This window comes from Nitrospirota bacterium (genome assembly GCA_040757335.1).
Taxonomy (GTDB): domain Bacteria; phylum Nitrospirota; class Nitrospiria; order 2-01-FULL-66-17; family 2-01-FULL-66-17; genus JBFLXB01.
In genome coordinates this window covers 86,275-111,820 of sequence record JBFLXB010000002.1, presented here as the reverse complement: position 1 = coordinate 111,820, position 25,546 = coordinate 86,275, and the positions used below count along the sequence as shown (strand labels likewise).

At 60.2% G+C, this 25,546-nt stretch carries 21 protein-coding genes and 1 pseudogene; 5 read left to right on the top strand and 17 right to left on the bottom strand.

What is annotated here, in order from left to right; translation table 11 throughout:
* Window positions 1-134: 134 nt before the first annotated feature.
* The 5 genes from cysE to AB1451_02520 are packed head-to-tail and all read right to left on the bottom strand — an operon-like array spanning window position 135 to window position 4,536.
* Complete coding sequence (gene cysE, locus AB1451_02540) at window positions 135-758, bottom strand: serine O-acetyltransferase (protein MEW6681785.1); 624 nt, start codon at window positions 756-758, stop codon at window positions 135-137.
* Complete coding sequence (ispF, locus tag AB1451_02535) at window positions 758-1,246, bottom strand: 2-C-methyl-D-erythritol 2,4-cyclodiphosphate synthase (GenBank protein ID MEW6681784.1); 489 nt, start codon at window positions 1,244-1,246, stop codon at window positions 758-760. The genes cysE and ispF overlap by 1 nt, the downstream gene beginning before the upstream one ends.
* On the bottom strand, window positions 1,243-1,983 hold the full coding sequence (ispD, locus tag AB1451_02530) for a 2-C-methyl-D-erythritol 4-phosphate cytidylyltransferase (protein ID MEW6681783.1): 741 nt from the start codon (window positions 1,981-1,983) through the stop codon (window positions 1,243-1,245). Before ispD ends, ispF begins: the two co-directional genes overlap by 4 nt.
* Window positions 1,980-3,026, bottom strand: coding sequence for a PIN domain-containing protein (locus tag AB1451_02525; protein ID MEW6681782.1), 1,047 nt, complete (start codon window positions 3,024-3,026; stop codon window positions 1,980-1,982). The genes ispD and AB1451_02525 overlap by 4 nt, the downstream gene beginning before the upstream one ends.
* 22 nt (window positions 3,027-3,048) lie before the next feature.
* The gene (locus AB1451_02520) at window positions 3,049-4,536 is read right to left on the bottom strand and encodes a DegQ family serine endoprotease (protein MEW6681781.1); all 1,488 of its coding nucleotides are present in this window, start codon (window positions 4,534-4,536) and stop codon (window positions 3,049-3,051) included.
* 209 nt (window positions 4,537-4,745) lie between these two features.
* Here AB1451_02520 and AB1451_02515 point away from each other — a divergent pair, with 209 nt between their 5' ends.
* The 3 genes from AB1451_02515 (at window position 4,746) to AB1451_02505 (ending at window position 9,962) form a co-directional block, all read left to right on the top strand.
* Window positions 4,746-7,043, top strand: coding sequence for a tetratricopeptide repeat protein (locus tag AB1451_02515; GenBank protein ID MEW6681780.1), 2,298 nt, complete (start codon window positions 4,746-4,748; stop codon window positions 7,041-7,043).
* Between the two features lie 400 nt (window positions 7,044-7,443).
* Complete coding sequence (locus AB1451_02510) at window positions 7,444-8,532, top strand: ATP-binding protein (protein ID MEW6681779.1); 1,089 nt, start codon at window positions 7,444-7,446, stop codon at window positions 8,530-8,532.
* A complete protein-coding gene (locus AB1451_02505) occupies window positions 8,529-9,962 on the top strand; it encodes a sigma-54 dependent transcriptional regulator (protein ID MEW6681778.1) in 1,434 nt (477 codons plus the stop codon). The genes AB1451_02510 and AB1451_02505 overlap by 4 nt, the downstream gene beginning before the upstream one ends.
* Window positions 9,963-10,029: 67 nt before the next feature.
* Here AB1451_02505 and AB1451_02500 read toward each other — a convergent pair whose 3' ends face one another.
* The 3 genes from AB1451_02500 to AB1451_02490 form a co-directional block, all read right to left on the bottom strand.
* Window positions 10,030-10,866, bottom strand: a complete 837-nt coding sequence (locus AB1451_02500) for an exosortase/archaeosortase family protein (GenBank protein ID MEW6681777.1) — start codon at window positions 10,864-10,866, stop codon at window positions 10,030-10,032.
* A gap of 144 nt (window positions 10,867-11,010) precedes the next feature.
* Window positions 11,011-12,123 carry a dTDP-glucose 4,6-dehydratase gene (gene rfbB / locus AB1451_02495; protein ID MEW6681776.1) on the bottom strand — a complete coding sequence of 371 codons (1,113 nt, stop codon included), beginning with the start codon at window positions 12,121-12,123 and terminating at the stop codon, window positions 11,011-11,013.
* Between the two features lie 138 nt (window positions 12,124-12,261).
* Window positions 12,262-13,389 carry a hypothetical protein gene (locus tag AB1451_02490; protein ID MEW6681775.1) on the bottom strand — a complete coding sequence of 376 codons (1,128 nt, stop codon included), beginning with the start codon at window positions 13,387-13,389 and terminating at the stop codon, window positions 12,262-12,264.
* A gap of 797 nt (window positions 13,390-14,186) precedes the next feature.
* Here AB1451_02490 and AB1451_02485 point away from each other — a divergent pair.
* Both AB1451_02485 and AB1451_02480 read left to right on the top strand, forming a co-directional pair.
* Window positions 14,187-14,624 (top strand): fibronectin type III domain-containing protein, encoded by a 438-nt coding sequence (locus AB1451_02485; protein ID MEW6681774.1) that lies wholly within the window; start codon window positions 14,187-14,189, stop codon window positions 14,622-14,624.
* Window positions 14,625-15,166: 542 nt separating this feature from the next.
* Window positions 15,167-16,123 carry a hypothetical protein gene (locus AB1451_02480; GenBank protein ID MEW6681773.1) on the top strand — a complete coding sequence of 319 codons (957 nt, stop codon included), beginning with the start codon at window positions 15,167-15,169 and terminating at the stop codon, window positions 16,121-16,123.
* A gap of 97 nt (window positions 16,124-16,220) precedes the next feature.
* Here AB1451_02480 and lhgO read toward each other — a convergent pair whose 3' ends face one another.
* The 9 genes and pseudogenes from lhgO to AB1451_02435 all read right to left on the bottom strand — a co-directional run bounded on the left by lhgO (window position 16,221) and on the right by AB1451_02435 (window position 25,494).
* Complete coding sequence (gene lhgO, locus AB1451_02475) at window positions 16,221-17,429, bottom strand: L-2-hydroxyglutarate oxidase (GenBank protein ID MEW6681772.1); 1,209 nt, start codon at window positions 17,427-17,429, stop codon at window positions 16,221-16,223.
* The gene (locus AB1451_02470) at window positions 17,413-18,438 is read right to left on the bottom strand and encodes a Coenzyme F420 hydrogenase/dehydrogenase, beta subunit C-terminal domain (GenBank protein MEW6681771.1); all 1,026 of its coding nucleotides are present in this window, start codon (window positions 18,436-18,438) and stop codon (window positions 17,413-17,415) included. The genes lhgO and AB1451_02470 overlap by 17 nt, the downstream gene beginning before the upstream one ends.
* A 90-nt stretch (window positions 18,439-18,528) precedes the next feature.
* Window positions 18,529-18,666, bottom strand: a pseudogene (locus AB1451_02465) (4Fe-4S dicluster domain-containing protein).
* Window positions 18,667-18,696: 30 nt separating this feature from the next.
* Window positions 18,697-20,055, bottom strand: coding sequence for a polysaccharide pyruvyl transferase family protein (locus tag AB1451_02460; GenBank protein MEW6681770.1), 1,359 nt, complete (start codon window positions 20,053-20,055; stop codon window positions 18,697-18,699).
* The gene (locus tag AB1451_02455) at window positions 20,043-20,567 is read right to left on the bottom strand and encodes a DUF1566 domain-containing protein (protein MEW6681769.1); all 525 of its coding nucleotides are present in this window, start codon (window positions 20,565-20,567) and stop codon (window positions 20,043-20,045) included. The genes AB1451_02460 and AB1451_02455 overlap by 13 nt, the downstream gene beginning before the upstream one ends.
* 56 nt (window positions 20,568-20,623) lie before the next feature.
* Complete coding sequence (locus AB1451_02450; GenBank protein MEW6681768.1) at window positions 20,624-21,904, bottom strand: class I SAM-dependent methyltransferase; 1,281 nt, start codon at window positions 21,902-21,904, stop codon at window positions 20,624-20,626.
* Complete coding sequence (locus tag AB1451_02445; GenBank protein MEW6681767.1) at window positions 21,901-23,034, bottom strand: class I SAM-dependent methyltransferase; 1,134 nt, start codon at window positions 23,032-23,034, stop codon at window positions 21,901-21,903. Before AB1451_02445 ends, AB1451_02450 begins: the two co-directional genes overlap by 4 nt.
* 95 nt (window positions 23,035-23,129) lie before the next feature.
* Window positions 23,130-24,359, bottom strand: coding sequence for a class I SAM-dependent methyltransferase (locus tag AB1451_02440; GenBank protein ID MEW6681766.1), 1,230 nt, complete (start codon window positions 24,357-24,359; stop codon window positions 23,130-23,132).
* Window positions 24,360-24,447: 88 nt separating this feature from the next.
* Window positions 24,448-25,494, bottom strand: coding sequence for an NAD(P)-dependent oxidoreductase (locus tag AB1451_02435; protein MEW6681765.1), 1,047 nt, complete (start codon window positions 25,492-25,494; stop codon window positions 24,448-24,450).
* Window positions 25,495-25,546 lie beyond the last annotated feature (52 nt).

Below are 25,546 nucleotides of genomic sequence, written 5' to 3'. Positions count from 1 at the left end.
AACCGGTCGAACCTCCTGATCCGACGGCGGCCGGTTTCGTTTATTCAATCAGTTGTCAAGAGGGCTACAATTTTAGCAGGCACAAGCCGTTCGCGCAAGCTAACGCATTTTTTATCAATTAAAACAATGGGATGCTAAGGAAGGCGTTTTTTCAATTCCCGGATTTCTTGCTCCAGCAGCTCCAACCGCTCAGCCACCGGATCAGGTAGTTGGCTGTGGTTGAGGGCGTTCTCCGGCGCGTCAACGTCGCCCTTGATGATCTTGCCCGGAATTCCGACCACGGTGGAGTGTGGTGGAACGGATCGGAGCACCACCGAGTTCGCGCCGATCTTCACGTGATCGCCGATCACGATCGGCCCCAACACTTTTGCCCCCGCCCCCACCACCACGTGGTTCCCGAGCGTGGGGTGGCGCTTGCCGCGTTCTTTTCCGGTGCCGCCGAGCGTCACGCCCTGAAAGAGGATGACGCTTTCGCCGATCTCGGTCGTCTCGCCGATGACGACCCCGGTTCCGTGGTCGATGAAGAAGCCCGGCCCGATCGTCGCGGCGGGGTGAATTTCGATCCCGGTCAGAAAGCGGCCGATCTGCGACAGCAGGCGCGGGAGCACCGGGATTCCGGCGCGCCAGAGCCAATGGGACACGCGGTGCAGCACGATGGCGTGGAGTCCCGCGTACGTCAGCAACACCTCGAGCGAGCCGGTCGCGGCCGGGTCGCGCTCGAACACCGCGGAAAAGTCGCGCCGCAACGTCCGCCACATCATCGCGGCCGCTCCTTGGCGCGGAGCAGGCACACCGCCTGCGCGGCAATGCCCTCGCCGCGGCCCAGACTCCCCAGTCGCTCGTGGGTGGTGGCTTTCACGCTGACCGCAGCCTCCGGGACGCGCAGCGCCTTGGCCATCACGGCTCGCATCGCGGGAACAAAGGGCGCGAGCATGGGGGCCTCCGCGATCACGACCGCGTCCACGTTCCCGACCACAAGACCCAGGCCGTCCACCCGGTCGACCACCGCCTCCAGCAGGCGCACGCTGGCCATGTTCCGGTACGTGGGATCCGAACTCGGAAAGTGGCTCCCCAGGTCGGGCAACGCCGCGGCGCCGAGCACGGCGTCGGCCACCGCGTGCAGGAGCGCGTCGGCGTCGGAGTGCCCGTCGAGACCCCGGTCATACGGAATCACGACGCCGCCCAGCACCAACGGCCGGCCCGGCACCAGCCGGTGAACGTCGTACCCGATGCCCACGCGCGTCATGCCAGAGGGGACGGCATCGGAGAGACCCGGGGCTCGCGTTCGGCCGGAGTTCGAAACGTCGCGAGCAGCTCTTCCGCGAGCGAGAGGTCTTCGGCGCGGGTGATCTTGAAGTTGAACGGCTCGCCCTCCACCAACGCGACCGGGAGCCCGAGCCGCTCCACCAAGGCGGCGTCGTCGGTGCCCACGAATCCGTCGACCTTCGCCCGTCTCACGGCCTCGCGAAACAGCTCGGCGCGAAAGGCTTGCGGCGTCTGCGCGGTCCACAGTCCTTCGCGATCCACCGTGGTCACCGCGCCGTTGCGGGGCGCCCGCCGTTTCAGGGTATCCACCACCGGCAGCGCCGCGACCGCGGCCCCGGACGCTGCGGCGGCCGCGATGACCCGCTGCACCAGATCGCCGGTCACGAGCGGACGGGCCGCGTCGTGGATCAGGACGATCGAGGCGTCGCGGGCGATCGCGTCGAGTCCCAGCGTCACCGACTCTTGACGCACGCTCCCGCCCGGCACGATGGCGCGGATCTTGGCGAATCCATACGGCTCCACCACCGTGGCGCGGCACCGCGCTTCGTCTCCCGGGGGGACGACGACCACCACGTCATCGATCGCGGAAACGGCGTCGAACACCGCCAATGTTCTCGCCAGGATCGGCCGGCCGGAAAGCGGCAGAAACTGTTTGGGAGCAGGCGCGCCGAGCCTGGACCCACGGCCCGCAGCGGGAATGATCGCCCAGACGCTCACGCGGAGGCGGGCCGTTCTTGGCGGGCTGCGCCTTCGCCGCGGTCGGACTCGTCCCGCACGCGGGTAAAGATCATGCGACCCGCGGTGGTCTGGAGAACGCTGGTCACCACCACGTCGATGTTGCGGCCGATGTAGCGCTTGCCGTCGTCCACCACGATCATGGTGCCGTCGTCCAGATACGCCACGCCCTGATTCGCTTCCTTGCCTTCCCGCAGCACGAACACCCGCATCGCTTCACCGGGCAGCACCACCGGCCGCAGCGCGTTGCTGAGTTCGTTGATGTTGAGCACCTTCACGCCCTGCAGGGCCGCAACCTTGTTCAGGTTGAGATCGTTGGTCACGATCTTTGCGCCCAACTTCTTGGCGAGCGCCACCAGTTTGGCGTCCACTTCTTTCAGTTGCGGCACATCGTCCTCCATGATGGTGACCGTCACCTCGGGGAGGGTCTGAATCCGGTGCAGGATGTCCAGGCCTCGCCGCCCTCGCGCGCGTTTGAGCGAGTCCGACGAGTCCGCGATGTGCTGCAGCTCGTGGAGAATGAACTGCGGAATCAGAAAGGTGCCGTCGAGAAATCCGGTTTCACACAGGTCGGCGATGCGACCGTCGATGATCACGCTGGTGTCGAGCAGCTTGCGCCCCGAGAGCGGGCCGGTCCCGGCCGGGCCGCCGGCACGACTCGTCGTCTGCGGAGCGAGCCCGAACGCCCACGTCCCGCCGAATCGCCAGCCGAGATAGCCGAGCGCGAGCAGCACGGCCGCGGCCCAGTACATCCCGGTCACGGGACCCACGGGCACGTAACTCGTGGCCCAGAGCACGCCGCCGCCCGCCGCGAGACCCGCCACGGTGCCGAGCACGGCCGCCGCCACCCGCTGCCACGGCCAGTGGTCGGCCAACAGATCGAGCGCCAGCGGGATCACCGCGAAGGCCAACCCGATCAGCGCGCCCAGGGCAAGGCCCTGCGCCCCTCGGTCTTCCTCACCCGCCGCCATCGCCACCCCCAGCGCGACCGCGGCGACTACCAGGATGATGCGCGCGCTCCACATGATGGACCGTTCAATGCCTCCGTCACGGCGTAATCGTAATATACAGCGTCTGGCCCTGGCGATTCACCAACAGCAGGATCGACTCGTCCTTCCCGATCTCGCCGGCGACGCGATTGAAGTCCCGGGTGTTGCGCACGAGCTGCCGGTTGATCTCGATCACGAGATCCCCCCGTTGCACGCCGGCGTCGTCGGCAAGACTGCCGGGCTCGACCCGCGTCACCAGCACGCCTTCTTCGTCGTCCGACAACCCGAAGCGCTGCGCCAACTCGGGGGTGAGGTCCTGGACGCTGAGGCCGGCCAGCGCCCCGCTGCCCTCTTCTTCGGACGGCACGCCGCTTCGCCCCAGGTCCTTGGGCTGCTCGCCGATGGTCACCTCGAACGCCTTTTCCTTCTTGTCCCGAATCACCTTGATGTTCACCTTGGCCCCGACCGAAAGTCCGGCCACCTGGTTGCGCAACTGGACCGCGTTTTCCACCGCCTTGTGGTCGATTTCAATGATCACGTCGCCGCGCGTGATGCCGGCCTTGTCCGCCGGGCTCCCCTCCAGAATGTCGCTGACCAGCGCGCCCTTCGCGGTCTTGAGCCCGAACTGCTTGGCGAGCTCGGGACTCACTTCCTGGATGGTCACGCCCAGCCAGCCGCGCACGACCTTGCCTTTACTGACCAGGCTGTCGATGACGGCCTTGACCATCTGGCTGGGAACCGCGAACCCGATCCCCATGTAGCCGCCGCTGCGGGTGAAGATCGCGGTGTTGATGCCGACCAGCTCACCCTTGACGTTGACCAATGCGCCACCGGAGTTCCCGGGATTGATCGCCGCGTCGGTTTGGATGAAGTCTTCGTAGTCCGCGATCCCCACGTTGGCCCGCCCCACCGCGCTGACGATTCCCATCGTAATGGTCTGGTTCAACCCGAACGGGTTGCCGACCGCCAGGACGTATTCACCGACTTGAATCGTGGTGGAATCGCCCCACGGGATCGTCGGCAGATTGGAAGCGGCGATCTTGACCACCGCCAGGTCGGTCTTGGGATCGGTGCCCACCAAGGTCCCCTTGAACTCGCGCTTGTCCGACAGCACCACCTTGATTTCATCGGCTTTGGCGATCACGTGGTTGTTGGTGACGATGTACCCGCCGTCGACGATCACGCCGGAGCCCAGACTCTGTTCCTTGCGCTGTCGCGGCGTTTCAAACTGCCGATAAAATTCGTCGCCGAAGAACCGCCGAAAGAACGGATCCTCGAAAAACGGATTCCCCGGCCCGCCCCCCTCCTCGCTCTTGACCACGCGGGTGGTGGAGATATTGACGACCGCGGGAGTGACCGCCTTCGACACCTCCACGAAATTCGGCGCCGTCCCCAGCATCGCGGCGCGCTCCGTCGCCTTCGGCTGGTTCTGTGCCTCGCCCAACCGCAGCCACCCGAGGTCGGACGCGAGCGTGACGCCCAGCACCACGCCGATGCCGACCAGTATCGAAGCCACCAAAATCCCGCGCGTCACTTTCCTAGTCATGCCGATCCCCATTATCTCCGCCTCTGTGATCCGTTCCGCGTTCGTGATTCATTTCGAATGCGACATGCGACCGGCCCGAGGTATCCCGAACCGCGATCGGATTATACGCCCCGATTTTTCCGATTGCAAAGTTGCGCGGTGCGGCGAACGCCTTGACCTTTGCAGGGGCATCAGCTAAGGTTCCGCGTCGACGAGGCTGGATTCCCGATATGACTCGCGCGTTTCGCTCGCTGGCGTTGACCGCCGGCGTCATCACGATCTTGGTTACCGTGGCGGGATGCACCAAAGATCCGGCCGTGCAAAAGCGCGAGCACTTCGATCGCGCCGAACAGTACATGACCGACGCGAAGTATCCCGAGGCGGTCATCGAGTACCGCAACGTCCTCAAGATCGACCCCAACGACGCTCAAGCGAACCTCCGCCTGGGGCTGGCGTATCTGAACCAGCATCCTTTGACCTATGCCCAACCGGCGTTCGCCGCGTTGAGCAAGGCGGTCGAGCTGGACCCCTCGCTCCTGGAGGCCCAACTCAAATTGGGCGAGTTGCTGGCGCTGAATCGTCAGTTCGACGCGGCCCAAGCCAAGGCCGAACTGGTCCTGGCCCAGAACCCGCAGGACCTCGAGGCGCTGCTGCTCCTCGCCAAAAGCGAGTTGGGTCAGGGTCGCCGCGACGCGGCCCGCGACGCGGTCGCGAAGGCCAAGGCCGCCCATCCCACGGATCCCAAACCGTGGCTGGCGGAGGCGGCGATCGCCGTGGCCGCTGAAGAGTACGGCCCTGCCGAACGCGCCCTGAAAGAAGCGGCCCGGATCGCACCCACCAGCGTGGAGCCGCCCCTCGCGCTCGGCAGCCTGTATCGGGTCCAAGGCAAGAACGCGGAGGCCGAAGCCCAGTATCGCCAAGCCATCGCGCTGAAGCCCGACAACATGGGCCTTCGCTTAACGCTCGCCCAGTTCTTGGTAAACGTCGGGGAATTGACCCGAGCCGACGCCGCATACCAGGACGCGATCAAAACATTCCCGGAGAAGACGGGAGCGCGCCTCGCGTACGCGCAGTTCCTGATCGCCACCAGGAAGCTCGACGGAGCCATGGACCAGTACCGCGCGGTCCTGAAAGAGCACCCCCGCGACGTCGTGGCCCAAAAACAACTGGCCGGCCTGCTCATGGATCAACGCAAGCCCGAAGAGGCGCGGCCCTTGGTCGCGGACTTGACGGCCCAGCGGCGCGGAGACCCCGACGTGCTCTACCTGTCGGCGCGGTTGTTCATCGCGGACCGGGAGTTCGACAGCGCGGTCACCGCGCTGCAAGAGGCGCTCAAGGCCGACCCCGATCACGCCAAAGCTCACCAAACCCTGGGCCTCATGTACGCGATGCGCGGCGACATTCAGCAGGCCAAGGCCGAGTTGGCCGCCGCGGTGAAGGCCCAACCCGCGCTGTGGGACGCTCGGCTCGCGCTGGGCGACCTGCACCTCCGTACCAAAGCTCCGGATCTCGCGTTGGAAGAAGCGCGCGCCGTGCTGGCCGCGGTCCCGCGCTATCCCCCGGCGCTGCAACTCGCGGCAGACGCATTGCTGGCGAGCGGGAAAACCCGCGAAGCGCTCGCGCAGTACGACGCGCTGATCGCGGCGGCGCCGTCGAGTTACATCGGCTATTACCGCAAGGGCCTCGTGGATCGCGCCATGGGAAAACCCACGGAGGCCGAAAAGCAGTTCAGAGCCGCCCTGGATCGCGCACCCGGCGCTCCCGACGTGCTCGGACAAATGGTCTCGATCCTGCTCCAGAGAAACGACCACGCCGGAGCAGTGAGTCTCCTGGAAACCCAGCTCAAGGCAGCCGATTCTTCGGCACCCCTACACCACCTGCTGGGTACGGTCTACATGGCCGCGAACGAGCCCACAAAAGCCGAGGCCGAATTCCAGCGGGCCATCGACCTGAACAAGAGCTTTCTCCCGGCCTACGAAGCCCTGGGCCGTCTCTACAGCCGCGGCCGCGACCCCGAGAAAGTGATCGCGCACTACCGCGCCATGATCGAAGCCGCCCCGACCGCCGCCCCACCCTATTTCTTGCTCGGAATGGCCTATGAAACCCAGCAGCGCTACGACGACGCAATGGCGGAATACGAACAAGCCCTGAAGCTGGATCCCCGCTTCGGGCCCGCTGCCAACAACCTCGCGTGGCTGTACGCCGAGCGCGGCAAGAACATCGACGTGGCGCTGAGCCTGGCCCAGACCGCCATGGAGCAGTTGCCCAACGACCCGGGCGTGGCGGACACGCTGGGATGGATCTACTACAAGAAGGGAGCGTACCTCAAAGCCGTCACGCTCCTGCGCGAGGCCACCGAAAAACTCCCTGACAACGCCGTCACCCACTACCACCTGGGAATGGCCTACCACAAGCAGGGCGACGCCAAGGCAGCCAAACGCGAACTCGAACGCGCGCTCGCGCTTGACCCTGGGTTCCCAGGCGGAGACGAAGCGAAACAGGCCCTCGCCGAGCTGCGCCAGAAGTAACGCCCCCCCCGGATTCGCCCCGCTTCGCGGCCGGGCATCGACTCCAGCACCGAATCACCGCATACCCCGCCCCAGGACAAAGCTCCCGACTTTAGGTCGCAGGTTGCTCAAAAAGCTCCAGCCGCAAGGCCGCAGCGAGGAGGAAACCGGAAAGCGCTTCGCGCCGCCCAACGGCGCTGTCAATGCCACGTTCCGCTCGCTTGGCGAAGCAGCGTACTGGGTCGTACGTGAGGCGAGTGGCGCCACGAAGAAGTGGCGCTGAGCCACGAGCGCCGCCGAGACGGTGAGGCGGCCGAGGCTCCTCGAACGCAGCGGATGGACTTTTTCAGCAACCTGCCCCGCGGGCTTGCCGAAACGCCTCTGACTGCTACACTGCACCCGGGGATCGTTCCCGCAAGCCATGAAACAGCCAGCGCTCGTCGAACAACTCGTCGGAAACATTCGGGCCGGCCTCATCGCGGTCGGTACGCAGCGCAACGTCCTGATCGTCAATCCGGCCGCAAAAGCCATTCTGGGGCTCAACGGCCACCCGATTGAGGGCCAGCCGTTTCCAGAGGCACTGGCTGCCTATCCCACCTTGGTAGGATTCTTGCACGACTCCCTGCTGATGAGAACGCCCTTGGATCGCGTGGAGCTTTCTTTGGCCAGCGACCGCTCGGCGCGAACAATCGGGATCTCGGCCTCGCCGCTGCTGGATGAACGCGGACTCCAACTCGGCGTGGTGGCCTTGTTCAAAGACATCACCCAGACCGAGCGGAGCGAGGAGCAAGCGCAGCTCAAGGAGCGCCTGATGGCCCTCGGCCAAATGGCCGCCGGTCTGGCCCACGAGATGCGCAACCCCCTCGCCAGCATCAAAGTGACGGTGGGCCTGCTGAGAAAGGCCTTTGGCAAGGACCGGGAGATCGATCAGAAGCTGCGATCCATCATGGGCGACGTGCAGCGCCTGAACCAGAGCGTGACCGATTGCCTGGCGTTCGCCCGGCCGATCCGACTCGATCCCAAACACGTCCAACTCAATGACGTGCTGGAGAAGGTGCTCAATCAGACCATCCTGCTCGAGCACACGTACCCCTTTGAAGTGGTCCGAAAGTTGGCGCCCGATCTCCCCAAGACGTGGGTCGATCCCCAACAGCTCGAGATCGTGTTTTTCAACCTCATCAACAACGCGATCGACGCGGTCCGCATGCGACACGGCACGATCGTCATCTCCACCAGCGTCCAACGCGGCGCGGGCAAAGAGCGCGATCAACTCGTGACCACCATCGCGGACAACGGCGAGGGCATCCCGCCCGACCGCTTGGCCAAGGTGTTTTTGCCCTTCTTCACCACCAAGGGCAAGGGCTCGGGCCTGGGTTTGGCGAACGCGAAAAAAATCGTGGATCACCTCCAGGGCACGATCGAGGTGACCAGTGAGCCTGGCAACCACACGCGATTTTCCGTCCACCTCCCAGTGATCACCACCCTCACCGAGGAGGCTGCGGCGGCATGAAGAAAATTCTCGTGGTCGAGGACCATGATTCGCTCCGCAAGGGCGTTGTCGAGGCGTTCCAGCGCTCGGGGCATCGCGTGAGCGAAGCGCCCGACGCTGAAACCGCGATCCGGATGATCGGCGAGGAGTTCTTCGGGGTGGTGATCACGGACATGTCGTTGCCCGGCAAGACCGGCCTGGACGTGCTCAGGGCCGCCAAGGCCACGAACCCCCTGACCACGGTGATCGTGATGACCGCGTACGGCACCGTGGAAAATGCGGTCGAAGCGATGCGGATCGGCGCTGACGACTATCTCCAGAAGCCGTTTCAACTCGAAGAACTCGAGCTCAAGGTCTCAAAGTCGCTCGAGCATCAAGTGGTGCGGCAGACGCTGGACGACCTGCGCGGCCGGATCGGGTCGCCAAACCATCTGGTCGGCACCAGCCCGGCGCTCAAACAGCTCATCGGCGTCATCGAAAAGGTCGCGCGCAGCCACACCACCGTGCTGATCCAGGGCGAAACCGGCACCGGCAAGGAACTGGTGGCCAACGCCATCCACGCCGCGAGCCCGCGCTCCGGCCGAAGCCTGGTCAAGGTCAACTGCGCGGCCCTGCCCGAGCCGCTGCTGGAGAGCGAACTATTCGGCCACGAACGCGGCGCGTTCACGGGCGCGGATCGTCAGCGCGTCGGACGGTTCGAGCTCGCCAACGGCGGCACACTGTTCCTGGACGAGATCGGCGACATGAGCCTGCAGACGCAGGCCAAGCTGCTGCGGGTGCTCCAGGAGCAGACCTTCGAACGCGTGGGGGGAGAGAAGACGCTGACGGTCGACGTGCGGCTCATTGCCGCGACGAACAAGCAGCTCGACGCCGAAGTTCGCGAGCGCAGGTTTCGCGACGACCTGTTCTATCGACTCAACGTGGTCATGATCGATTTGCCGCCGCTGCGGGAGCGCCGCGAAGACATCTTGCTGCTGGCCAGGCACTTCCTCGACCGCTACGCCCGGGACCTGGGCAAGCCGGTCGGAGAGATCGACCCTGTGGCGTGCGACCTGTTGGAGAATCACTCGTGGCCCGGGAACATCCGGGAACTGGAGAACACGATCGAGCGCGCCGTGCTGATGGCCGAGGGCAGCTCCCTGCGTGCATCGGATCTGGGCTTGGCCTCATTCGGCGGATCCGCCATGGCTCCGCCCCGCGATGAAACCCGTCCCCGCGTTTCCAATCAGGTGCCGGTTCACAGCGGTCCGGCCGATCAACATTCGAAACGGCTGGACGAGATCGAGAAGAACACCATCCTTCGCGTGCTGGCCGAAAACAACTGGGTGCAGAAAGACGCGGCCCGGCTGCTGGGGATCAGCCCGCGCGTGCTGAACTACAAGATCAAGAGCCACGGCATCACCCACCCCTCGTGGCTCAAACACCGCCCGCCCGACCACACGAGCGACTGACCGTCACCAGCTCCCGCGGCGGGCAACATGGCCGAACGTGGTGGAGGACGATCGGCTCACCCAGCGCTTAGGACGCTCTTGGCGCTATTCCAAGCCGGTCAATACGTTGACCGCCTGCTTCGGCCCTTCTCAATAGCCACATCACAACCGCCAGGAACGTTAGCGCGACCAGGAAGAACGGAATCCCGCCTTGTGTGTGAAGTGGGCCTGCGAGGATTCGTGCGTCTATGTAATTGCCCACCAAAGTGAGCGTGACTATTCGGAGTCCGTTTTTCAGGACCGCAATGGGAAACACGACGAGCGTCAATGCCAACCTTGTCCACGCCGATGTCAGGAACAGCTTCCCGGCGACGATACTGGTCAGTAACAGCGCAATTGCGGAATGGATTCCGCTACACGCTTCTGCGACCTCGATGCTGATCCCGGTCAGATGAAAGACGAAACCCTCACGCAGGACCGGCACACCAGCGAGCCCAAACAGCGCTGAAGTCGCCTCCGCGGACGATTCCTGCAGCACCGCGACGATTTTCCCCAGGGCAACGGTGGGAATGGGAACGATGAAGAGAAGAAACAGCAGAGGGAAGAGCGCTGGTTTAACGGCCCGCAATCCGTAACAGAACGTGAAGCCGCCGATCCACATGATGACGGCCGACAACGTCACTAGGGAAAGATAGTCATTCCCGCTGAGTCTGTGGCCTTGGCCAACCCCAATGGCATACAGAGCCGCCCCCGCCACGATCGTTCCCAGCCCAATTGGCACAGCATAGCCGGTGTCCGCAAAGATCTCCTTCCTCCCCAAATAGAAGAAGTACGCACTCACCAGCGGAACGAGCGGGATGTAATCGTTGGTCTCGTGATCGAGTGATTGGACGAACAGCGTCTCCAGGTCTTCGTAGAAGACCACGATGGTCGCGATAAAAAAGCACAAGAAGACCAGGTGCCTTGAGTCAACAAACCGCGTCACGCGCCGCCCCGCACTCTGATCATTCTCGTCACTCTAGTCAACGGTCACTTCGGTAAACGAAAGGCGGCTCTCGGGTTCGATCGCTCAGCTCTTTCTAACCGCGTAGTTCGTTTCAATCCACTTCTGGTAGTCGCCGCTCCTGACGCTGTCGACCCAGGCCGCGTTTTGCAGGAACCACGCGATCGTTTCACGGAGCCCGTCCTCAAAGTTGTGGCGTTGCTTCCAACCGAGTTCGGACTTGATCTTGTCGCAATTGATCGCATAGCGGCGGTCGTGTCCAGGGCGGTCGGGCACAAAGGAGATGAGGTCACAATAGCGCTTGATACCTGATGCCGCGTCTCGGATCCGGGAGTTCTTTGCGATCGGATACATGTCTTCCAGCGCGTCGCAGATAGCCGTGACCACTTCAAGATTCGTCTTCTCGCATTCGCCGCCGATATTGTAAGTCTCCCCGGGCTTTCCCTGGCTCAGGATCGTCCAGATGGCCTCGCAATGGTCCTCGACATACAGCCAGTCGCGGACGTTCTTCCCGTCGCCATACACGGGCAGCTTTTTTCCCTCCACGGCGTTCAGGATCATGAGCGGGATGAGCTTTTCCGGGAAATGATACGGGCCGTAGTTGTTCGAGCAATTTGAAATGGTGACCGGCAACGCGTAGGTGTGAGAGTAGGCCCTGACCAGGTGATCCGAGGCCGCTTTCGATGCGGAGTACGGACTGTGCGGGTCGTACGGCGTGGATTCGAAGAAATATCCCGTTTCTCCCAGGGAGCCGTACACCTCGTCGGTGCTGATGTGATGGAACCGAACGGCCTTCTTCGTCGCCCAGAACTGCCGCGCGGCTTCGAGCATGCTGAACGTGCCGCTGATGTTCGTCTCGATGAACTCCTTGGGGCCGAAGATCGAGCGGTCCACGTGGCTTTCAGCCGCAAAGTGCACAATGACCCCGATGTCGTACTTGGCCAAGACCGTCTTGACGTGTTCGTAGTTGCAGACATCACCGCGCTCGAAGAAATACCGCTTCCCGCCGTGTTGATCCGCCACGTCCGACAGGCTCAGAAGATTCCCGGCATACGTCAGCTTGTCATAGTTGACAATCGTGCCCGTGAAGTCCGATCGGCCCAACACGTGCCTGATGAAATTGGAGCCGATGAATCCGGCGCCGCCCGTCACCATGATGTTCGCCGTGGCATGATGCATGTCGTCGTTCCTCTAAGGAGATGCCGGTGCTGGGTCAGGTCCTCTTAACCGAAACCCGTTCCGGGTTCTGTCTGCATGCAGGCTATTGTAACACTCTGAGATCATTGGATGTGGCACAGCACGGGCTACACACAGGAGTCACGGACGTGACTGCCATTGCGGTGCCGTGGCCGTCAAGGTCACGAGGAACAGGTGACGCTGCCCGCCCACGTTGGGGATGCCGGAGGAACGTTGGGTCAGCGACCTGTAGTCCAGACGAGCTGTGAGCCAGCGCGTCAGGTCGTGCTCCACGCCGGCGCCCGCCATGAATGTCACCACGCGGACCGAGGCATCGGTCCCAAGCGTCGGAGCCGCCAAGTTTCCCACAATGCCCAATTGCACGTTGGCCTGTGTGTGCCGTCCCATCCCCCGTAACGCGTCGGCGGTCAGGCTCCGCGTGACCGAAACAGTATCGGTCACACCCCCTCCTATGCCGGAGTCTTGTTGAGCCCTGACACGAAACTGGGTGTCACTCCAGTTCCGGACGAGATCCAGGTTTAAGGCAAGGCGGGTCTGGTCGTCCTCAATCGCCAAGACGCCGGCTTCGCCCCTGAACCTCAAACTCGATGCCGACGAATACTCAACACCAGCCGTGAGCCGAGCCGCCGTCCGGGAATCCGTGTTTGCCGCGAACGCCGTGCCGGATGGCACCGTACGGGTCGTACTCACGGCGGGTCTCAGCGTCAGGGTCGTACGCGTGGACCGACGATAGCCGAGCCCTAGTTGCAGATCGTGAACAATCGAGTCATACGTGGGCGCCGTGGATGTCACCAGGCTCGTTTCGACCTCCTCGAAGTAGGTCGCCACGTACGTGTACTCAAGGCTGGATTCGAGACGCCTGGACCACGCGTAGCCGGCAATCACGGATCCGCGCCATTCCGTACTTTCGATGGTGGCCGGAAAGAGCACACCGCCTCGAGACACCGCCTGACCACTGAGGGAGGTCCCGGGCAATTCCGTCATTCGCGTGTATGACCCCCCTAGCCTGAGGTCGAGACGGCGAACCCACCGTTTCAACCCCTTCAGTGCCGCCTCAATCTCGCCCTGGTGCGTGAACCGGTTGAGGTCGGCTTGCTGGCGATACCATTCTGCCGCCGCCTGATACCGAATCTGACTCCGAATGAGGCGCTCATCGAGCTGAAGGTTGACCCGAGGAGCGACGACCGTGCTGAAGCCACCAACCGGGTCAGTTTCCGACAGGAACAAATTGTTGTCGTAACGCGCCACCAAGGTGAGCGATGAGTCAAGGCTGATCGGGGCCGAGTAAGCAGGCCGTGTTTCCGAACCCTCCACCCGAGCAACAGCAGAACCGAGGGACCGCGGTGCCGAGAAAGCGGGTCGCGTCTCCACAATGGCCGGCAAGCCAACGCCAAAGAGCAGACACCAGATGATCGTCGGGCAGAGGATTGATGACCCCGACCGCGTGGGCCTGAACGAAGTCGACCGCGCGCCCCCCACAGAGCGATGGAGCGGTCTCGAAACCCGCAGCGTCGTGGGGCTCACCAATCGAGGAACGCTGAACCGATTCGGAATTCTGCTCTCACTTTGCGACCGAGCATGGACCAAATCCGCCGCCGGAATCCGAAGACCGCTGAGGCCGCAGAGTACACAACGCTCCCGGCGGAGTCAAACCGCGCAGACATGGACAACGACAACCGGTCGTCGACGCACCCCTCCCCTGCAAACAGACTGGCCCGTGATCGGAAGACCTCATGTATAGAACCACTAAACTTAGAGCGTCATCGTTGACTTCTTCGCAGCAAGGACATATCGTTGCTTAGTTACGGTTGCGAAATCTCAGTTTTGTGATGTGAACTCGATTTCGGCGATATTGCCGGATTTCTGGCAACAACTCGCGGGACTGACGATCGCTAAATTCAGCAATTTCAATATACTATGAGCAGTTGGTGTTGGCGGATCTTTCGGCACATGTATTGCTAATCCCGAACGAGACTGGTGAGCCATCCAAAGTGCCGGTGAAGCGGGCGGGCGATGGCCACCCAAACGATGGGGTGCCGACAGTTATGAAACGGACTCTGAGAGCGGGTGCAGCAATCCACGGAACGACCGTGAGGCACGGGGCACGTCTCCTCGGCCTCATTTCCGTCCTCTCCGTCCTCCTCACAGCCCCCGGATGTGGGGGCGGAGGGGGAAGCACCGGGAGCCCCCCAGCGAACCCCATCCCAGCAGGTGTCGGCTCCGCAACGCTCTCCTGGGAAAAACCCGCCACCAATCAAGACGGCACACCCTTGACAGATCTGGCGGGATACCAAATCTACTATAGCCAGACAACGCCGGTCACAACGGCTGACAGCCAGTTGATCTCAGTGCTCAACCCGAACCAAATCTCCTACGTGGTAGCAGGTCTTGCGCCGGGCACATACCACTTCGCAGTTACGGCTGTTAATTTGCAGGGAAGTGAAAGTCCAATGTCAAATGAGGCAATTAAAACGGTCGATTGAATCACTCACTTTGGCATCTCTTTCTCAAGGTGTTGCTGAACACGCAGAGACGCCGCGCGATAGCCATCCACTATGTCATCGCTGCGAAGATCGATTGGGTTTTCTTTCGCGAGGGGGCCAGCCCTACAAACGAAAGTTTCGCCAACAAACAACCCAGAAGAACTCAAGACAGAAAACGGAGGTGTGCGATGATACGTCTTTTCTTTGTAACTCTTTTAACACTCCTCTTTCACACTATAGACGTACAAGCCGCTAACTGGTATGTCCGACCCAATGGTGGAGCATATGGGAAGGAGGATGGGACCAGTTGGAGCAATGCCTATGACGGGTTCTCAGGCATCACTTGGGCGTCCGTGTCATGTGGCGATTCCATCTGGATCGCTGGTGGAATGTATACTCAAGACCTTAATCTCCAAAAGAAATGTACCAGCAATTCCAGGTTATCAATTCGCCGCGCAAGGGCCGACGCTCCGGACTCCGCTGGAGCATCAGGTTGGTCCGCTGGGTTTGATTCGACGGTCACACAAACGCGGGCCGGCATTGTGGTAAATGGCGACATTGACTACATAACGGTATCTGGGAGGACTACTGGAAGCGGTGGAAGTCACGGATGGCATATCAATTTCTCAGGAGCCACTGCAGGGGCAGGTATAGCACTTATCGATGGCGCCGATGCTGATTATAATACGTTTGAGTATATCGATATTCAAGGACCTGGCGAGGTCACTTATTCCGGTGATGGCCGGGGATTAGATGTCACACCGTTTGCCTCTCCGACTCTCTCCACAGGAAACACGTTTAGCCATATGAAGATCTGGAATTGGGAGTCCGGTGCCTACAACGTGTGGGCAGATGGCAGTATATTCGAATATATAGAAATGTACAATCTAATGGCCGTAAACTGGCAAGCTTTTCATCCAAACGGCATTTACATTCAGAGCGCTAAGGACGGAATCGTCAGATATTCTGACTTTCATAAAGAAACAAATGGTACCGGCGAAGGGATCTTTTTTGAGCAAGGCGGAGGAGCCAGCAATTGGCAGATTTATGGCAACATTTTTTATGATCTCGACAGCGGGAACCTTAAGGCTATTGAGATACAGTCTACGGTGCCAAACCTCAAAATTTTTAACAACACATTTGATAATGTTGTCAACGTCACTTATGGCGGATCGACGTACTGCGGACCTGGTTCTGAATTCCGAAACAACTTGCTCTATTACTCCAGTGGTGGAAGCTGCGGAGCAAGCTCGAACAATCTGGCACTGACATCACCTAACCCATTTGTCAATCGGGCTGGCCACGACTATCGTATTGTTAGCACGACAGGGAGTGGCTATCCGAGAAACATAGGTATGGATCTTTCTTTATATTATGCGGTAGATATGGAAGGAACAAAATTTGGCGTCGACGGCACATGGGATATAGGCGCTTTCGAATATAGCTCTAGCTCTGCTAGTATCCCTCCTGCTGCGCCTTCCAATCTCCAAGTCAACTGACGTCAGGAGCCGCTACCAACTTTAGGACGATCTCGCACAACGGCAAAACGTAGCCAGGCCCAAGTCCTTGAATTGGCAAGCCGTGTGTGGGTTCCCGTCATCTGACCCACCTCTTTTCAATCTCATCAACGAGAAATCTGCTAAACGAGAACGAGCAAGTAAATGCAGGAGACACCGCGTTCAAAACGTGAGTGGAGTTTTCTCGATGTTCCACCACAAAATCCATCACGAGCGATCGTGTTGTCGTATCAACCAGCTGGGCCCTGATTCCAGGCTGCAGGAATTCCCCGAATCGCCGTATGTCGATTTTCTTGACGAGAAGAGAGGCCTGATCCTTCAGATACGTTCCGGAATATTTTTTGATCTCCTCGAGAGCGAGCACTCTGAAGTTCGAGTGATTCGAGATAAACAGGCCCGCTTCGTGGAACACTGTCGTCAGAAACTCCGTGAATTTGAAATTTTCCACTCCTCGATAGTTTTCACGCCAGAACGCAGGAATCGCCGTGGGGCCGATCTTCACCCTTCCGTCCACGGTCTTGGTGAAATGGACTCCGAGAAATGGCATCCGCAAATCCGGGACCGGATAGATGTGTTTACCGATCAAGCTATTGTCGCTGTACTGCATATAGAGCCCCTTGAAGGGCACGACTGTGTATTGCCGGCCGACGGCGAACTGCTGGGCGATCTTGTCCGCGTAGAGTCCGGCGGCATTGACCAAATACTTGAAGCGAATTCGCCGACTGGTGGTGTCCACCGTAGTGTCGTCGGTCCTGCGCTCAAGTCGCTCATTCAGGAGGATGCTGACCTTGCCCTTGAGCGATTCCGCGATATGCGCAACGACCTCTTTCGGGTTGACGGTGGCGGTGGATGGCGAAAAGAGAGCGGCTCGGCGCGTCCTGGCATTGGGCTCGATTTTCGCAAGCTCGGCTTCGTCGACCAGCTGGAGGGCCACACCGTTCTTCTCCCCTCGGCTCTTCAGCTCGTATAACAACTCGATCTCTTTGTCGTCTTTTGCGACAACAACCTTCCCGCATTGATTGATCTTGAGCTGATGCTGTTTGCAGTAGTCGGTCAAGAGGCGATTGCCCTCGACCGTGAATCTTGCTTTCAGGCTGTCGGGCGAGTAATAGAACCCGGCGTGGAGAACACCGCTATTTCTCCCGCTTGCATGCGCACCGACAGAAGGCTCTTTCTCAATCAACGTAATACTCGTCGCTGGCGACCTGACGGACAATTCTCGCCCGATGGTGAGGCCAATGATTCCACCCCCAACAATCAGGATGTCGGTATTAAGCGTCGGTCTCACGAGAGTCAGTTGGCAAGATCGTCAACGCCGTGTGCACCCGCTGCGGCCTGAAGTAGCCACGGAGGATAATTCTCCTGGCGGTGCCGAGAACAGAACGCGCTTTGTCTTTGAACGACAGGCGCAGCCAGTTTCGGAACAACGAAAATCCCTCAAATCGTGGCGTGGGTATCCCAAACATCCTCATAGCCAGCACGCGACCCCAAACTGCCCCCCGTTTGTGGAGCAGATTTATTTGCGACGCCTCAAGAATCGATGGGTCGGCCGGTTTCAGGATCACATATCCGGCATCCATTGCCCCTCTTAGGGTCTCTCTGCCGCGTTCGGTCCGCACAAGCACGAGCGAGTGGCCCTGTTCCCCCTCTTTGATATTGCGATACCAAGGATCGCCGCACGCCAGGTCCGCGAACTCGCCGGTTCCGTCCGGGCAGAGGTGGCAGCGATAGGGTCGGTATTTCTGCAAAAAGCCCCACGAATCCATGTACCTCATCACTTCCCGCGGCTGCTGTTCACCCTTCAGCTTGACCGAGAATCGTCCCGGCCATCCCCGTCCGCGGTAGCGAATCTCCTCCACCGTGTCGGGAGCGATTCCCAGGGATCTGATCAGGTCCATGGTCCCTTGGGTCGACGGAGTCCCGGCGCAGAAAAACCCAATGGTCACGCCGATCTTCTCGGCGAGCTCGCTCCTCAGGGACTGCGCCATCCTGACCGCAGCAACGTCGCAGGGCTTGCCAATGAAGGCAGATGGACCCGGTACACCCGCGATCGTTGCAAGACCGTCACAGGGCGAAGCCGGCGCGTAGCGCGACCCCGTCCGCGCCACGATTTCCTTTCGAGACGTACTGAAGAATGTCTTGTTACGTAACGGAGCACTGTCATCCTGGCCGATGTGCAGGAGACCGTGCATCCCGGCCTTCTCGATGCAATAGAGCGCAAGCGCGCTGGCCAGCCCTCCGGATGATCCGTTGAATCGGACTTCCGGATCAGCCGCATAGCCTTCCCAGACCTCCAAAATTGGACCCCAGCCCCCCTTCAAGTCGGGGATGACTTGGTTCCAGCTTGATCCGGGCTGATGCGAGAGAGTGATGCCGGGACAAACCTGCAAGCACTCGTCACACTGTTCACACGGCCTCTTTGCAAGGCGTGGCCTGATTCCCTGGCTGACCACGTTGACCAGAGTGATGTTCTCTGGACAGACGTAGGCGCAGGCTCCGCAGCCGATGCAGAGCCCCCACTCCACAACATCCTGGACATCGCGGAGTTTCAGGACCTACGCTCCTTTTCCACAGTCCCCGATACCGCCAAACAGATTGAGCACAGTTTCTCTCACCCGCGGCATCGTCTGCTCCAAACGTGCTCTTAGAACCGCTCGCTGGTCAAACGCCCGGTCGATGACCGTCAAGATCTGCTCGTTCTCCAGCGTGCAAGGATCGGCCACAAGCTCCCCAACTCCGATGGTCCTCATAACACCAACGAACTTCCGGCTGTACGCGATCGAAACCGTTGGAATGCATTGGGAAAGCGCCGCAATGCACGCGTGCATTCGCGATCCAACGAAGAAATCGCACAATCCGATCGCGTATTTGATCTCGCTCTGGTTGTACTCCCCGCTGGCTATCAGCAGCCGTTCATTGTAGCGCGCTTTCTGAGCTGCATACACGTGACTGCAAACCACTGCATCGCTCTCCCCGCCTGTGCCGAAAACATGAGGAACGAGCATCACCATCGCATCCTTCTTTCGGACCATGAAGTCGATGAGATCTGCGATGAAGGTCCGATAGTCGATCTTCAACCCAAACATGTTGTCGCGTGAATACCCACCAATCCACAGCAGCCCGCTGACGTTGAGCCCAATCAGAGGCCTCACGTCTCGCTGATGATCATGCTCTGGAAGATTCGCGTTGTCCGGCTTCACCGGATCCACGACAAACCCAACGTCATAGCAAAATCTGACCCTGCGGCTCCCGTTGCTCCCGGCTCCTACGAGGCTCCTCGTCTCGTCAAGACCGTCATAATCCCGAGAATAGATGAGATCCGCTCTCATCAAGATGTGCCTTGCGATATTGCGTGCGATCGCTCCCTTGAACGGACCAATGGTCTGTGGCAGCAAGACAAGCCTCTTGCCCACTAACAACGCAAGGAGTTGTGGCAACGCCACGTAGATGAATCTCCCAAGGCCGTAGATGTCGCTAAAGCTGTCCCCCCCTGCAAGTGACGCGACCACGGAGGCCTCTGAGAGGCGCTTCAAGCAAGGATTGCCAGAGATGATCTTGTGCTTCAACTTCTCGAACGGCATTGCCCGAGCGACAAACGCCAACACCAGCAGCAGCGCGATATTGTTTCTCAGGAACACCTTCTTCGAGAATCGGATATTTTCGAGCTGGACGGCGACCTTCTTGCCCGACACGTCGACGATGTACGCTTTGCGTTCCTTGCCATAGTCGAGCAGGAACAGCTCCGCGTGGGGGAACTGGGAAAAGAGCGCTTTGATCGTACCAGCCGTCAAGGCGCTCACGCCCATGTTCCCGGTTCCGAACGACGCACCGAGCAGGCAAATGGTCGGATTGCGGCTGCCCGCGTTGGCCGGGTCGGCGGGTCGCACGGCCTGGCGGCCTGTTACCAGTTCCAACTGTTTCCTCCCCTACCCCCACGCACCGGCCACACAAAACCCGGGAGCGATTTGTTCCCCAGCCCGGCGAGGTGAGGACCAGCCCCACGCCAAAAATTCACAAACCAGGCCGCGCCTGTGGGGTTTTCGTAGTTGGTGCTCGACCAGTATGCCGGAACGCCGGATCCGTATTGGACGTTGACAAACGGATGACCGGAGGGCAACGCCAAATCCTGTTGGCTGGGATCGACCAGGCTGGCCAGTTCTTCGATGGCCGGCAGACGCCAACCCATCCGGTTTCCAAGCTCCAACTCTCTGCACACCGTGCTGGCATCGAGCCAGTTGCGCTGGCCGTGGAGGTTCGCGTCACGGGTCCACACCAGGCCTGTCTCCTTGTCGAGAACTAAGTCATCGGATGCGTTGTTGGGGGTGTTGGGGTCAAAGATCGCAAACCGCTTGTTGGGCCGATGATCGACCCACGTCGTGAACCGACCTGATCTGTCCTTTGTCATATTCCAAATGGGAGCAGCCATGGCCTTCCCTCCTGATTTGTTCGGGATGGTTAGCGCTGTGCCAGGGCGCAACGAGGTTACGACGCCAGCGCTGGCTGACTGACCGCCACAATCCGCGGGTTGATCTTCATCCCCGCAAGGGTTGCTCTCACTTCCGTCTCGTACGCAGGATTCATGAGGATCACGACATCCGGTCGATGCTCCTTTAGGAAACCTGGGGAGACAATCCGCTGTCCAGTTCCAGGGATGAATTTGCCGCACTTTTGGTCATTGATGTCGACGACATACCCGATCGAGCGGCTGCTCTGCACGACGTTGAGGAATGTCACCCCCTTCGATCCCGCGCCCCAGAGCACGACCTTGGCTCGCGACTCCGCATACGATCGCAGGGTCTGATTCCAGGCGTGCCGTTGCTCTCGAAACACCTCGGCAAAGGCCTGCGCGTTGCGCACCACCTCGTGCGGATCGAACTCCGCGGTTGCTCCCTTCGCCACCGCCCCTTCGCGAAGCGGTTCTGCACAGACGCAGAGAAACTGATTATGGAAGGCCCTCCAAACATCCAACACCGTAAACCCGGCCATCGCGAACAACCGGTTCAGAGATGACATTGAAAAGTACGAGCAGTGTTCATAGATGAAGTCCCAACTGCTGTGCGCCTCGAGCATGAACAACACGTCAGGCACTTCGAAAAGCACGCCAACTCTCTTCCGTGTCGGCAGTGCGTTCTTGATTTCCCGAAGAAAGGCCCGAGGCGCGGGCACGTGCTCCAGCACCTGCCGGCAGCACAGGAAGTCGGCGTCGACATCCGCGTGCTTGGGAGTATAGTGCTCGCGCACAAAGCGAATCTTTGGATGGCCCTCGATGCAACGACCCGCCAGCCCGCTGGGATCAAAGCCGATGCCGTCATTCTCTCCTTGGTCGCAGAGCAGTTTCAGAAACTCGCCCGAACCGCAACCGATCTCAACCACCCGCTTACCCCGAAGACCAAACCGCTTGATCAGGTCAGCGACGAGGGCCTCGGCATACGCTCGATACGTGGGAGAGACAAAGAGCGAGTTTTCGTAGTCCGAAGTGTACGTCATCCGCTCGGGCCGAAACGCCGCGTTGTACACGTGCCCGCAATCCCTGCAACAGCGCATCTCCAGATCCCCTGTGGGGACCTGGAGTGCTTGCGCCCGAGAAGCAGCCAGAACGTTGCTGTGCACGGGCACGCCCTTCATCTCGGCAAAGGTCCAGACACTTCCGGAACCGCAGACGACGCACCCTCCATCCGAAGCCCCGGGAATGGCCCTTGGCTGCTGGGCGAACGCAGAATCGGGAGGCGGGCCCTTCTGGGAGGCGGGCTCTGGGCTGGTCATAGCGAGAGCACCTTCGGGTTCAGCCCCATCTTCTGCAGTTCCGCTTTGATCTCCGGCTCATAGACGCGGTTCATCACGATGACCGCATCCGGCCGAATCGTCATAAGGGCGCTCGGCGCCACGATCTCGTGCCCGGTCCCCGGCATGAACATGCCTTGTCGGTGCGGATTGATATCCACCACATATTCGACCAGCTTGTCGAGTCCAAGATTGATCAGGAAGGCCACACCCTTCGACCCCGACCCCCAGACCACGCTCCGTTTCCCAGTCAGACCGTCCAGGCTCTTGCGCCAAGATGACAGCTTCTCCTTCACTCTCCGGGAGAAGGTTGACACGTACCCCTCGAGCTGCGCCAGGTCATTCTCCATGGCGGTCACGCCCTTCGGATTAGCCCCCGCGGTTCGAGCTTCAATGATCAAATACTGTCCGTCGTATTCCGTGCGAAGGTCGAGAATGTCGAACCCATTTTTACGGAATAGGCGCGCCAGAGATCCCGGACTGAAGTAGGAACAGTGCTCGTAGTAGATATCCTCGAAGGCGCAGTCCCGCAAGATACGGGTCACATCCGGAACCTGGAAGTACACCACCGTCGACCCTCTATTCCCGATCGCCCCCCGCACCATGTGAATGAATGGGCCGACCTGATGGATGTGCTCCAGCGTCATCTGGCAGCAAACGAAGTCGGCCTGGTACTGGGAATATTTCTCGGAATAGTAGTCCTTGATGAATCGGACACTCCCGCCTTCGATGGGCTCGTGCCTGCCTTCCACATACGCCGGGTCAAATCCGACCCCCTGGTTGTGCCCATACGCGCACAGCATTGAGAGAAACTCTCCTTTTCCACAACCGATTTCCAATATGGTCTTCCCCCTGAGCTGGTATCGTTCCACTAACTCGTGACCCAACCCGCTGGCAAAAGACCTGAATGTCGGCGAGAACCCCTGCGACTCCTCACAGTCCGCCCCGTACTCGAGCAACTCCCGCTTAAAGGCAGTGTTGGTGATGAACCCGCAATCGCGGCAGAACGCCAGTACGATGTCGCCACGCCGAAAGCCAAACGCCTCCGCTTTCGCCGCGATATTGAGCACGGTGTGAACGGGGAAATCCCTGAGTTCGTAGAAAACCGACATTTCCCCTTGTTCACAGGCGGGGCAGATATGTCCCGACGCAGCATCCACGCGAATCCTCCTCAAGCGATACCTCTAACGGCTTCCGCCGGTAGACTTCAGACGACCCTCGGTTCCGGAATAGGAATGATGAATCTTCCGCCGTTCTTGCGGTACGCCTCCTGCTGCTTGAGTATCTCGTCCGCAAAATTCCAGGCCAGAACCAGCACGTAGTCCGGAAGCGCCTCAAGCAGCTTCTCTACCGGAGCAATCGGTATGTGTTGGCCCGGCATATAAAGTCCGTGTTTGAACGTGTTGCGGTCCACCACAAAATCAATCAGGTCCTTTCCGATTCCCATGTAGTTGATCAGTGTCGTCCCTTTCGCCGCGGCCCCGTACGCGGCGATTCGCTTCCCCTGGGCTCTGAGGTCTGCCAGAATTGCCAGCAGCCGCTTCTTAAGGGCTTCAACCCGGACACCGAAGTCTTTAAAGTACGAGAGCTGATCAACCCCCTCCTGCCTTTCGGTCGCCATCAGCGATTGGACCGAATCGCGAACGTCTTCGTGTTTTCCGACGTAGAGCCGCAACGACCCGCCATGAATCGGAAGGCGCCTGATGTCGTTCAGGTACAGGCGATGACGCCGGAGCAGGCGGTCCACGGCTACGACCGAGAAATAACAGAGATGTTCATGATAGACCGTGTCGAACTCTACGTGGTCAATGAGATCTTTCACGTACGGGAACTCGATCACCGCCACCCCGTCGTCCTTCAGCAGGGTGCGGATTCCTTCCACAAAACCGTTGGTGTCAGCCACATGCGCCAGAACGTTGTTGGCGTGGATGACGTCGGCCGACTTGCCTTGGGTCACCAACCGGCTTGCGAGGTCCGTTGTAAAGAAGTCGCAGAGCGTCGGGACACCCGAGGCCTCCGCGGCTCGCGCCGGACCCTCCGCTGGATCGATTCCGAGGCAGGGGATTCCCATCTCCCGGTAGTTCTTCAAGAGGTACCCATCGTTGCTTGCCAACTCCACCACCAGACTCTTGGCACTCAAGCTCCTGGCCTGAATGAGTTCCATCACATTGTCGCGCGAATGCTGAAGCAAGGCGGGCGAGAAGGAGGAATAGTACGGATAGTTGTCTCGGAACAGCACCTGGGGATCAACGGTCTCCAGGATCTGCACCAGACCGCAGCTCGAGCAGAACGCCATTTGGAGAGGGAATTTGGGCTCTTTTTGAAGAAGCTGCTCGTCATTCAACAGCCGATCCGCCAGGGGCATATTCCCCAAATCAAGAAAGATGTCGAGTCCCTTCGTCCGGCACAGGCGACAGGACGCATCGTGTTTTTTCATATCAGACCTCTAAGGTGATTTCGTGGATGATGACGCCACACAGCGTTTGCCGGTCCCAGAGCCGTCTAGAACGAGTTGACGTGCGCACTCAGCGAGGGCCTTTAGCGGTTTCGCCGCGCCAACGCAGGCTCTCGTCGAGAACCCCCTCTTTGATCAAGCTCTTTACGTGGGCGATTCGCATGAACTTCGGCCCCTCGAACTCCTCCAACGTCAGGCCGACCCGTTTGTACTCCTCGTACAACTGTTCGATTCCCCTCCGGGCCGTCCATTGCGGTTTGAACTCGTGAAGCACCCTGGCAATCTTGTTGCAGTCCACGCGATAACACCGCTTATCCGGTCCGGCATCCGCCGCATACTCGACTTTGCAGCCCGGGACAACCTCTTTGACGATGTCGGCTATTTCACGGATCTGGTAGTTCTCCGTGGTGGTACCCACATTGAAGCCTTCGTTATGGACTACTTCCCGCGGCGCGTGCAGAACGGCAATATAGGCACGGGAGATGTCCTCAATATGGACAATCGGCCGCCACGGTGTTCCATCGCTCTTGATGAACACCCGGCCCGTTGTAAACGCCCACGCAGTCAGATTGTTGGCTACCAGGTCGAACCGGATGCGGGGCGATACGCCATAAGCCGTGGAAGCCCGGAGATAGGTCGGGGTAAAGTTCTCATCTGCCATTTTCCCCAACGCCGCCTCAACCTTCACCTTGGAAACCCCGTAGGGCGTCACAGGATTGAACGACGCCTCTTCGGTCAGGAACTCTGCCCCTGCCGCACCATAGTTGCTGCAAGACGACGCAAACACGAACCGCTTCACCCCTGCGGATTTGGCCATGCGGGCTAATGCGATCGACGCCTTCGCGTTGATTTCGTCCGTCAGCTCGGGGCGATAGTCCCCCAGGGGATCATTGGACAGGCCCGCCAGATGCAAGATCGCATCAAACCCTGCAAGCTCGTCCTGGATCACGTCCCGGACGTCTTTCCTGATGATCGGAAGCTCCGGGAGCGATCCGCTGAATGTGCACCGTCTATAGAGATCCGAGTCCAGACCAACCACCTCGATGCCGCTTTTCTGCATCATCGGCACCAGAGCCGTCCCGATATATCCTAGGCACCCTGTCACAAGCACTCTCATCGTGTTCTCCTTCGAGTCAGACGTCCAGACTTTGCGGACACTCTGCCTTCAG